Source organism: Halalkaliarchaeum sp. AArc-CO, assembly GCF_024972735.1.
GTDB lineage: Archaea > Halobacteriota > Halobacteria > Halobacteriales > Haloferacaceae > Halalkaliarchaeum.
Map to the genome: position 1 here is coordinate 705,226 of NZ_CP087723.1, position 10,319 is coordinate 715,544.

The 10,319-nt window shown below is 64.3% G+C and carries 11 protein-coding genes; 3 read left to right on the forward strand and 8 right to left on the reverse strand.

Annotated features, from left to right (window positions below):
• Positions 1 to 60 precede the first annotated feature (60 nt).
• The 3 genes from sucC (at position 61) to AArcCO_RS04230 (ending at position 3,764) form a co-directional block, all read left to right on the forward strand.
• Entirely contained in the window at positions 61 to 1,209 is a 1,149-nt protein-coding gene (gene sucC / locus AArcCO_RS04220; RefSeq protein WP_259535191.1) for an ADP-forming succinate--CoA ligase subunit beta, read from the forward strand.
• Complete coding sequence (gene sucD, locus AArcCO_RS04225) at positions 1,206 to 2,075, forward strand: succinate--CoA ligase subunit alpha (RefSeq protein ID WP_259535192.1); 870 nt, start codon at positions 1,206 to 1,208, stop codon at positions 2,073 to 2,075. The genes sucC and sucD overlap by 4 nt, the downstream gene beginning before the upstream one ends.
• Positions 2,076 to 2,159: 84 nt before the next feature.
• Positions 2,160 to 3,764 carry a carotenoid oxygenase family protein gene (locus AArcCO_RS04230; RefSeq protein ID WP_259535193.1) on the forward strand — a complete coding sequence of 535 codons (1,605 nt, stop codon included), beginning with the start codon at positions 2,160 to 2,162 and terminating at the stop codon, positions 3,762 to 3,764.
• An 18-nt stretch (positions 3,765 to 3,782) separates the two neighbouring features.
• Here the strand turns inward: AArcCO_RS04230 and AArcCO_RS04235 are convergent, their stop codons facing one another.
• The 8 genes from AArcCO_RS04235 to AArcCO_RS04270 form a co-directional block, all read right to left on the reverse strand.
• On the reverse strand, positions 3,783 to 4,001 hold the full coding sequence (locus AArcCO_RS04235) for a DUF7976 family protein (protein WP_345780876.1): 219 nt from the start codon (positions 3,999 to 4,001) through the stop codon (positions 3,783 to 3,785).
• Positions 4,002 to 4,019: 18 nt separating this feature from the next.
• A complete protein-coding gene (locus tag AArcCO_RS04240; RefSeq protein WP_259535194.1) occupies positions 4,020 to 5,066 on the reverse strand; it encodes an Mrp/NBP35 family ATP-binding protein in 1,047 nt (348 codons plus the stop codon).
• Between the two features lie 68 nt (positions 5,067 to 5,134).
• Complete coding sequence (locus tag AArcCO_RS04245) at positions 5,135 to 5,914, reverse strand: ABC transporter permease (RefSeq protein ID WP_259535195.1); 780 nt, start codon at positions 5,912 to 5,914, stop codon at positions 5,135 to 5,137.
• A 28-nt stretch (positions 5,915 to 5,942) separates the two neighbouring features.
• Positions 5,943 to 6,710 (reverse strand): ABC transporter permease, encoded by a 768-nt coding sequence (locus AArcCO_RS04250; protein WP_259535196.1) that lies wholly within the window; start codon positions 6,708 to 6,710, stop codon positions 5,943 to 5,945.
• Between the two features lie 6 nt (positions 6,711 to 6,716).
• Positions 6,717 to 7,610, reverse strand: a complete 894-nt coding sequence (locus AArcCO_RS04255; RefSeq protein ID WP_259535197.1) for an ABC transporter ATP-binding protein — start codon at positions 7,608 to 7,610, stop codon at positions 6,717 to 6,719.
• 99 nt (positions 7,611 to 7,709) lie between these two features.
• A complete protein-coding gene (locus AArcCO_RS04260) occupies positions 7,710 to 8,810 on the reverse strand; it encodes an ABC transporter substrate-binding protein (protein ID WP_259535198.1) in 1,101 nt (366 codons plus the stop codon).
• Positions 8,811 to 9,066: 256 nt separating this feature from the next.
• Positions 9,067 to 9,723 carry a hypothetical protein gene (locus AArcCO_RS04265; RefSeq protein WP_259535199.1) on the reverse strand — a complete coding sequence of 219 codons (657 nt, stop codon included), beginning with the start codon at positions 9,721 to 9,723 and terminating at the stop codon, positions 9,067 to 9,069.
• Positions 9,724 to 9,813: 90 nt separating this feature from the next.
• Positions 9,814 to 10,185, reverse strand: coding sequence for a DUF5820 family protein (locus AArcCO_RS04270; protein ID WP_259536526.1), 372 nt, complete (start codon positions 10,183 to 10,185; stop codon positions 9,814 to 9,816).
• Between the last annotated feature and the right edge of the window lie 134 nt (positions 10,186 to 10,319).

Sequence of the window (10,319 nt, forward strand, 5' to 3'; positions counted from 1 at the left end):
TCGTTGACGCGAGCCGAGAATGGACGGTTTTAAGCGACTATCGGACGCGGATACGGACGTATGAAACTGCACGAACACCAGGCGAAGGAAATCTTCGCGGACGCGGGAATTCCAGTACCGGAGTCGAGGCTCGCCTCGAGCGTGTCGGAGGTTCTGGACGCGGTCGACGAGATCGGCTTCCCCGCGGCAATCAAGGCCCAGGTTCACGTGGGCGGTCGGGGGAAAGCCGGCGGGATCAAGATCGCAGGCGACCGCGAGGAGGCGGAAACGTACGCCGAGGAGATTCTCGGGATGGATCTCAAGGGATACACCGTCGAGAAAGTGCTCGTCGAGGCAGGGGTCGACTTCGTCGACGAACTGTACGTCGGCGTGACGATGGACCGCGGGAAGGGACGGCCCGTGGCGATGGTCTCGACGGAGGGCGGTGTCGACATCGAACAGGTCGCCGAGGAGACGCCCGAGGCGATCGCCCGCGAACACGTCGATCCCTCCTTCGGCATGCAGCCGTACCAGGCTCGCAAGGCCGTCTACGACGCGGGCGTCCCCCGTGAGTTCGCGCGCGACGTCTCCGGGATCCTCTCGACGCTGTATGACCTCTTCGAAGAGCGGGACGCCTCCGAGATCGAGGTCAACCCCGTGATGATCACCAGCGACGACGAGGTCGTCGCCGCCGACGCCGTGATGAACATCGACGAGGACGCGCTGTTCCGCCAGCCCGAACTCGCCGAACTCGAGGAGGAGGCCTACGAGGACGACCTCGAGCGGAAGGCCGGCGAGTACGACCTCGATTACGTCCGGCTCTCGGGTAACGTCGGTATCATCGGCAACGGCGCGGGCCTGGTGATGACGACGCTCGACCTGGTGGACTACTACGGCGGCGACCCCGCGAACTTCCTGGACATCGGCGGCGGCGCGAAGGCCGAACGCGTCATGAACGCGCTGGATCTGGTGTTTTCGGATCCGAACGTCGAGTCGGTCGTGTTCAACATCTTCGGCGGGATCACCCGCGGCGACGAGGTCGCTCGGGGGATCAACGAGGCGCTGTCGGCGTTCGAGACGGTTCCCAAGCCGGTCGTCGTTCGGCTGGCAGGCACGAACGCCGAGGAGGGAATGGAGATCCTCGATACGGATCTCGTCGACGTCGAACCGACGCTGGAGGAAGCCGTCCAGCGTGCGATCGCGAACACCGAGGAGGTGACCGAAGAATGAGTATCTTCGTCGACGACGACACGCGAGTGGTGGTACAGGGCATCACCGGCGGCGAGGGTCGGTTCCACGCCGAACAGATGATCGACTACGGGACGAACGTCGTGGCCGGTGCCGTCCCCGGAAAGGGCGGCGAGTCGGTCCACGACGTCCCCGTCTACGACACCGTCGATCGGGCGGTCGAGGCCGAGAACGCGAACGCGTCGGTCGTGTTCGTTCCGCCGGCGTTTGCGGCCGACGCGATCTTCGAGGCGCTGGACACGGATCTGGATCTGGTGGTCGCCATCACCGAGGGGATTCCGACCCAGGACATGGCACGGGTCAAAAAGCGGCTTTCGGAGGTCGACACCCGGCTCATCGGACCGAACTGTCCGGGGATCATCACGCCGGGCGAGGCCAAACTCGGCATCCTGCCGGGCAACATTTTCGCGGAGGGGAACGTCGGACTCGTCTCTCGGTCGGGAACGCTCACCTACCAGGTGGTGGACAACCTCACCCAGCGGGGGATCGGTCAGACTACCGCCGTCGGCATCGGCGGGGATCCGATCATCGGGACGTCGTTTATCGACGCGCTCGAAGCCTTCGAGGCCGACACCGACACCGACGCCGTCGTCATGTGTGGCGAGATCGGCGGGGAGGACGAGGAACGGGCGGCGGCGTTCATCGCCGAGCACATGGACACTCCGGTCGCGGGCTTTATCGCCGGCCGGACCGCCCCGCCGGGCAAGCGGATGGGTCACGCCGGCGCCATCGTCTCCGGCTCCGGCACCGGCACCGCCGAATCCAAGATCGAGGCGCTCAACGAGGCGGGCGTCCCCGTCGGCGACACGCCCGAGGAAGTCGCAGACCACGTCGAAGACTTCCTCTAGCCGCCGAGTTCGATCGCAGTGCGGTCCGTTTTTTGCCGGGAAGACACGACAGTTTAGGGGGTGGAGTGCGTGCGATCGATAGGGATGGAGTCGAAACACGCCGTCGGGCTCCGGGATCTCGATCGCGAGTTCGGCGAGACGGCGCTCGGCGTCGAGGGGGAACTTCCCGACTGGCTGGCGGGCACGCTGCTGTGTAACGGTCCGGGTCGGTTTACGATCGCGGACGGGCGCTCGGTGAACCACTGGTTCGACGGTCTCGCACTGTTGCGCCGGTTTCGTCTCGACGGCGCGTCGAACTACGTTTCCTTTGCCGCACGGTTTCTCCGATCCGAGGAGTTCGAGTCGGTCGACACGGAGGGTCGCCTCGCGCGCGACCAGTTCGGCACCGACCCGTACGCCGACGTCTTCGAGCGGCTGGGTCGGGTGCTTTCGCCCGCACCGACCGACAACGCCTCCGTCGGGTTCGAGGTCGTCGACGGCTCGATCCGTGCGGTGACCGAGACGCCGCGGGGGGTCGTCGTCGATCTGGAGACGCTCGATTCGGGACCGACTGTCGATCGGATTGTCGACACCGACGCGACGATGCTGCTCGCGCACGTCCATCGGGATCACCGACGCGGCGAGGCGATCGCGGTCGGCACCAGGTTTGGATGGACCAGCGAGTATCTGCTCTGCCGTCGCGAGCTCGGAGAGAAGACGTTCGAGACGTTCGGGCGCCTCGAACGCGAGCGACCCGCCTACCTCCATTCGTTCGGTCTGACGGACGGCCACGTGGTTTTGCTGGAGTCACCGTTCCGGATCGAGCCCCTCGACCTGCTCGATGAGGGGCCGATCAGTGAGGCGTTCGAGTGGACCGACGACGACGCGAACCTGCTCGTGTTCGACCGCGAGACGGGCGAGCACGTCGCGATTGCGCCCCTCGATCCGTGTTTTGCGTTCCACCACGTCAACGCCTTCGAGCATCCGGTGGGGGACGGCGGGAACGGGACGGACGACGGAACGGGCCTCGTCGTGGATCTGGTCGCCTACGACGATGCCGAGATCGTCCGATCGCTCTCGCTTTCCACCCTGCGGAACTCGGAGGCGACGCTGCCGGGCGGACAGCTCCGGCGACACGAACTGTCGATCCCGACAGCGCGAAACGGCGTCGCCGAACGTTCGGCGACGACGGAGTCGCTTTACGACGCTCCCGTCGAGTTCCCGACCGTCAACTACAGCCGGATGAACGGACGTCCCTATCGGTACGTTTACGCCGCAGGTAACGGTGATCGACCGGCGCGAACCCTTCCCGACCGGCTCTGCAAGATCGATCTCGAGGCGCGAACGACTCGGGTGTGGCGGGAGGACGACTGTTACCCGGGAGAGCCGGTGTTCGTCCCGCGCACGCTCGCAACACGGGATGCCGACCACGGAGACGGTGGGAGAGATGGAGACGGTGAGGGAGACGGAGACGAGGACGACGAAGATGAGGACGACGGCGTCGTCCTCTCGGTCGTTCTCGACGCCGATCACCCGGCGCCAGTCGACGAGTCCGGGGCCCGGTCGTTCCTGCTCGTGCTGGACGCCGGATCGTTCGCGGAACTCGCCAGGGCGCCGCTTCCCTGCGTGTTGCCGTTCGGCTTCCACGGACAGTTCTTCGGAAAACAGTTTCTCGAAAATCGCGGCGAGTTCGTGCGGTCGATGGCGTGACCGGATGGCTGATCTCGGCTACCGATCCCGATCGAGGGTACCCCGCTCTTTGATCCGCATGATGTTGCGGACGTTCCGGTAGATGTCTTCGGGGGTAGTCTCCTCGTCGGGATCGTACAGGTCCGACACCCGGTAGAGGAACGCGGCGACCTGTTCGCTTTCGGAGCTTCCGCCGCGGACGTCCTCGGCCACCTCACGGAGCATTCGGGCGCGTTCGGGGTCGTCTTCGCCACTCATGAGCGGTACTGACGTCGATCAGGAGTTCTGCTGGCTCGCGTCGCGACGCCGGACGATGCCGACGTTGTTGGCAACGTTCTCCGTGAGCGTGCGGAACGCCTCGCCGGTCTCGCTGTCCTCGTCCATCACGACCGGCTTCCCCTCGTCGCCGCCCGAGCGGACGGCCGGATCCAGCGGGATCCCGCCGAGGAACGGCAGGTTGTTCTCCGCGGCGAACTCCTCTCCTCCGCCCGAGCCGAAGATCTCGTGGAAGCTGCCACAGTCGGGACAGCGGAACCCGGACATGTTCTCGGTGATTCCCAACACGTTGGTGCCGTGTTCGCCGAACATCCGCAGTCCCTTGCGTGCGTCGTCGACCGCGACGCCCTGCGGGGTGGTGACGATGACGGCGCCCGTGAGCGGTAGCGTCTGGAGGATGGTGAGCTGGGTGTCGCCGGTTCCGGGCGGCATGTCGAGCACGAGGTAGTCGAGTTCGCCCCACTCGACGTCCTCGATCAACTGGGTGAGCACCTTGTGGACCATCGCACCCCGCCAGATGACCGGCTCCTCCTCGCCGACGAGAAAGCCCATGCTCATCAGCTTCATGCCGTGTTTCTCCGGCGGGAGGATCGTCTCCCGCTCGGTCGCCTGGGCGTGCTGGTCGGCGTCGAGCATCCGCGGGACGTTCGGCCCGTACACGTCGGTGTCGAACAGCCCGACGCGGGCGCCGAGCTGGGAGAGCCCGGCCGCGATGTTGACCGAAACCGTCGACTTCCCGACGCCGCCCTTCCCCGAGGCGACGGCGATGATGTTTTTGATGTTCGGTAACACCTGCTCCTCCTCGGACAGCTGGGAGGGAACTGCCGCGGAGATGTCGACCTCGAGCCCCTCTGCAGAGAGTACCTCACGGACGTCGTTTGCGATCTGACTCTCGTGTGGGGCGTACGGTGCCCCGAGGGCAAGCGAGACGCGGACCGTCTCCTCTTCGATTTCGATGGCGTTTACGAGCCCCAGGGAGACGATGTCGTCCCCGAGATCCGGATCCTCGACGGCTTCGAGCAACTCGCGCACTTCCGATTCGTCCATAGGGAAAATCCGGAGTTGTCGGGGTTAAGAGTTGTGGGATCGTCGTCGGAGAGAACGTCGTCTTTGGGTCACATCATCCTTCTGTGTGGCGTTTCTTCCTCCCAGGGGACCAGATAGCGCTGGATCCGCTCGAGGCCGTAGGTGATCGCGATCCCGAACGCGCCGATGACGACCACCGAAGCGTACAGTTCCCCGAGCTGATAGGTGTTCCACGAGACCCACATGAAGTAGCCGAGCCCGTCGTTGGCGGCGATCAGCTCCACCGAGATCACAATCAAAAACGACGTGCTCAACCCCAGGCGAAGTCCCGTGAACACGACCGGGAGTGAGCCCGGAAGCAGCACCTCCCTGAACAAGGCGTACGTCGACGTTGCGCCGTTGTCGCGGGCGACGTCGAAGTACACTGACTCGATTCCCCCGGCGGCGCTCATGGCGTTCCACGCCACGAGGAAGAACCCGCCGAACGCGGCGGCGAATATCAACGCGCCGTCACCCCGGCCGAAGATCAGGATCAAAAGCGGCAACAGCGCAACGACCGGAAGCGGGTACAGTGCCGAGAAGATCGGGCCCAACAGCGACCGGATCGTGTCGCTGTACCCCATCGCCAGCCCGATCACGATCCCGAACCCGGCCGCGAACGCCGACGCGATCACCGTGCGTCGGAGCGTCGACCCGACGTGGGCGAGAAAGCCCGCGTCGGTCGCGAGCGTCGCCGTCGTGACTGCGATTGCCGTCGGCGCCGGCAACACAGACGGGTTGATTAGGCCGACAACGTCGACGGAGAGCTGCCAGAGTACCAGGACGGCCACGGCGGAGCCGATCTGGGCGGCGTATTCGCGGTTTCTCATAGCCCCACCCCCGAGTGCAGTGATCCAGTCATGCTCCCTCCCAGGGCGTCAGGTATTCGCCCAGCTCCTCGATACCGTAAACGAACACGACCCCGAGCACGTTGATGACGAAAAGCGCGACGTACATTCGGGTGATCGTGAACAGCTGCCAGGAGTTCCAGATCACGTAGCCGAGCCCGGAGTTCGCGCCGACCATCTCGATGACGACGATCAGCACGAACCCGATCCCGAACCCGAGGCTGAGTCCGGTCGTGATCTGCGGTAATGCTCCGGGGACGATGACCTCCCGATACAGCGCTAGCGTCCCTGCCCCGTTGTCGATGGCGACGTCGACGTAGACGTCGTCGATCTGCCTGACGCCCGCCATCGTGTTGACTGCCACCAGCAGGAACACCGCAAGGCCCATGGTGAGGATCCGCGCGAGTTCCGTGACGCCGAACAACGAGAACGCGATCGGCAACAGCGTGATCTTCGGGACGGGATACAGTATCGCGACGTGGGGGTTCACCAGCAGCCGGATCTCGCGTGACCACCCCATCACCAGCCCAACTGCGATCCCGCCTGTGGCGCCAACCAGGAATGCAAGCAGGATCCGCCGGAGGCTGACCCCCAGGTGATACAGCAGTTCCCCGTGGAGAAACTCCTCGACGGTCGCCACAAGCACCGTCGTCGGCGCCGGGAAGAACACCGGATGAATCAGGGCGGCACGGGAGGCAACCTCCCACAGCAGCAGCACCGAAAGTATCGGAAGGAGGTTCAATCGGAGCCGGGCGCCGACTGTCGAACGGGACTGCATGACCGATCAGGGGGTCCGCCCACTCGATCGTTCGACCGACCGCTCGACCTCGTCGCTCAGGCTGGTCCACACCGTTTCCTGGATCTCCTCGAACCGGCCAACCGGAATGTTGTCGCGGGTTCGGGGCCGATCGAGATCTACGTCGACGACAGTCTTTATCCGCCCCGGTCTGGCAGACATGACGCCGATCCGGTCCCCGAGGTGGATCGCCTCCTCGATGTCGTGTGTGACGTATACGACGGTCTTTTTCGACTCGTTCCACAGGGAGAGCAACTCCTCGAGGAGGTACTGTTTCGTCTGTGCGTCGAGCGCTCCGAACGGCTCGTCCATGAGGAAGATCTCGGGATCGTTCGCGAACGCTCGCGCGATGCTCACTCGCTGTTTCATCCCGCCGGACAGCTGGTGTGGATACGACTCCTCGAAGCCGTCCAGGTTCACCTTCTCGATGTACCGCCGGGCGATCTCGTGGCGGCGGGGTTTGGGGACGCCACGCATCTTGAGGCCGAAGGCGACGTTCTCCACGACGGACTTCCAGGGGAAGATCCCGTACTCCTGGAAGACCATACTGGTCGTCGGCCCGTCCTCGGGCTCGGGTTTCAGGATCTCGATATCGCCGGAGTCACACTCGAGTAGCCCGCCCAGAAGCCGAAGGAACGTCGACTTGCCGCAGCCGGAGGGGCCGACCAGACAGAAGAACTCCCGGTCGTACACCTCGAGGTTTACGTCTTCGAGTGCCGAGACGTCCCCGGAGGGTGAGCGGTACACCTTGTTGACCGCAGTCGCTCGGAGGCAGGGATCGCTTCGTCCGGATGGCGTCCCCGACCCCGTGCCGTCGGGTAACTCGCTACCGGCTGACCCGTCGCCGACACCGGCCTCGCCCGGGGCGGAAGCGTCCCGCATTGGGTGCTGGTTGGGGCTGGAGCTACTGGAACGTTTCCGTTCGGAGACGTTCGACCACGACCGCGATCCGAACTCTGGAGATCCCAGCGTCACAGGGTATCACTCGCAGATCCGTTCCCCGGGGAATCCCTCCGGAACGGTGATCTCTCCGACCGGGGCGTACGGAGCCGGCGCCGTCTCGCTCCACTCGTGGATCGTGTCCACCGAGGGAGTCGCTTCCGCCTCGTCCAGCCGCCCGACCTCCTCGAGGGCAGCGTCCAGCAGGGTTTCGTCGACGATTTCGTCGGCGGAAACCGTCTCGTCGAGATAGCCGCGACACGCGTGAAACTCCTGTTGCCGCATCAAGCTGTCGACGTTCATCCGGCCGTTCTTGTGGACGAGCGACGGGATCGACGCCTGGATCGCGGGGACGGGAACGTCGATCTCCTCGCTGATGATCGAGGCGACCTCCTCGTTCGGGAATCCGCCCATATCGTAGTACTCGCGGACGCCGAGGAGATACGCCTCCAGCCACCGTCTGGCGACGTCGGGTCGGTTCTCCATGAACGGCTCCCCGAAGAAATACGTCGCGATCTGCATCCGGGGGGCGAGCTGGGAGCCGTACAGCAACTGGCCCGCGCCGGTTTCCTGGGCGACCTGCAGCCCGAGCGGATCGGGGATCGTACAGGCGTCGATCTCCCCCGAGCCCATCGCCGAGATCATGTCCGGGAACGGCATCTCCGTTACCGTCAGGTCGTTCCAACCCATGTCGTTGAGCTGGAGCAGCCGCCCCAGAAGGTAGTCCATCGACGTCGCCTCCCCGTTGATCGCCACTGTCGGGTTCTCCGGGAGGTCAGCAAAGGACATCCCTTCCTGGTACAGCTCCGCTCGAATCCAGAACCTGTTACCTGATGGCTGGTCGTCCCAGTACTGCGTCTGGTCTGCCACCGCCCGAACGGGGACGTCCTGGGCGATCGAGTTGAACACGCCCGCCCCGATCGAACCGCTCGCGACGTCGAGATCCCCGGATGCGAGCTGGGGAACCGCCTGGGAGGCGCCGGTGATTCGTTCGGTCTCGATCTCGATGTCCCGATCCGCGAAAAAGCCCCGGTTCTTGGCGACGAACACCTCCGCAACTGCGGCGATCGGCAGCGTTCCGAACGTGACGGTGTCCGTCGTTTCTCCGACGTCGCCGAGACAGCCACCGAGAGACGTCGCCACGGTGGCGCCACCGAAGGCTAGAAATCTCCGCCTCGACGTCCGTCCCCTTCTTTGAACCGACCGTCGATTACTCATTATCAGTTATTGGTTTTCTGTAATGTACTATAAGGATTGTGGTCAGTCCCGCCGGCACGGAACGGAGTTTCCGTGGGAGACCGGGCAAAAGCGGCGGACTCCGGAGAGAGGACGATCGAAAACTATCGGAGGGACGATCGAAAACTCTGGGCCAAACGCCGTAGCTCCCGGGTGGCCGGGACTACTCCGGCGACGAGAGGGTTGTGGGTGCGATCGCCGGATCGTCGGGGAACTTCCAGTCGATCCCGTCCTTTTCGGTTTCCCGTTTCAGGACCGCCGCGATGTGGCCCTGGATCATCCGTGCGTCTGCGGGACTCATGTGTTCGAACAGCTGGTCGAGGCTGGTTTCGTCGGTGTCGGGATCGTCGAGGATCACGAGTACGCCGGTGATCGCCTCGAGCAGGATCGTGTAGTTGTTCCGATCCAGGAACATCTGGACGTCGTCGGACTGTACCCCGCGTCCCAGCACGCCGATGAGCGTACTGTGGATGTTAAACTGGGGACCGATCCCCTTCGGGTGCTCCGAGACGAAGATCTGCATCCTGGAGGGCTTGTAAATCGTGGCCCGGGTGTCGGCCGACCCCGACGGGTAGAGGCTTCCTTCCTCGACCATCTCCTTGGTGAGATTGTACAGCGTGCTCTGCGGGATCGACGTTACCTCGGTCAGCCCTTTGATGTCGAGCCCCTCGTGGAGCCAGACCTCGTGCCAGATCTTGCATTTCCGTGGGGACGCGAGCAACTGACCCGCGGCGACGACGGTGTCTACCGTGGTCCGGATCTCGTCCCGGGGAAACGAGGGAACGGCGTCGTCCCGGTCGGACGAAGCGTTGTCGGCCATCTCGGTTATCTATTTCCTGGAATACGCAATAAGGCTGCTGGTTCTCGGTGTGTGTCGGAAGGTGGAGGAGTCCCGGCCGCCTCGCCCGTGTCAGCCAACCAGTTCGTCGAGCTTCTCGAGGTACGCCTCCCGCGGGAGCTGGTACGCCTCGCGATAATCGATGTCGCCGTCGGCGAACTCCTCGGCCAGCGAGATGGCCCCGTCGAGTGCGTCGCTTTGATCGTCGTATCTCCGGTGTTCGAGTTCGATCTCCGGTTCCAGGAACAGCACCACCTGCCAGCCGTCGGTCTCTCGGCGGGCGGCTGCCGGGCGCGAGTCCTGCGGCCCGTCACTCACGTAGATCGTCGGCAAACAGGGAGCAGGAAACGCCTGAGAGTCGAACACGTCCGGCCGATACGTGAGAACGACCTGCCCGTTCGATCCGTCGTTCCAGACCGTCCACCCGTCCGGCAGCGTCGGCAGCTCCATGTCCCTATTGTGAGCTACAGCCGGAAAGCGATCCCGCTTCGGTGAGGGTTTCTCGGTATAGTACTTAAAGACGGCTCTTTTTTCACATGATATCACTCCGCATGGCTCCTCTCTGTCTTTGGCTTTTC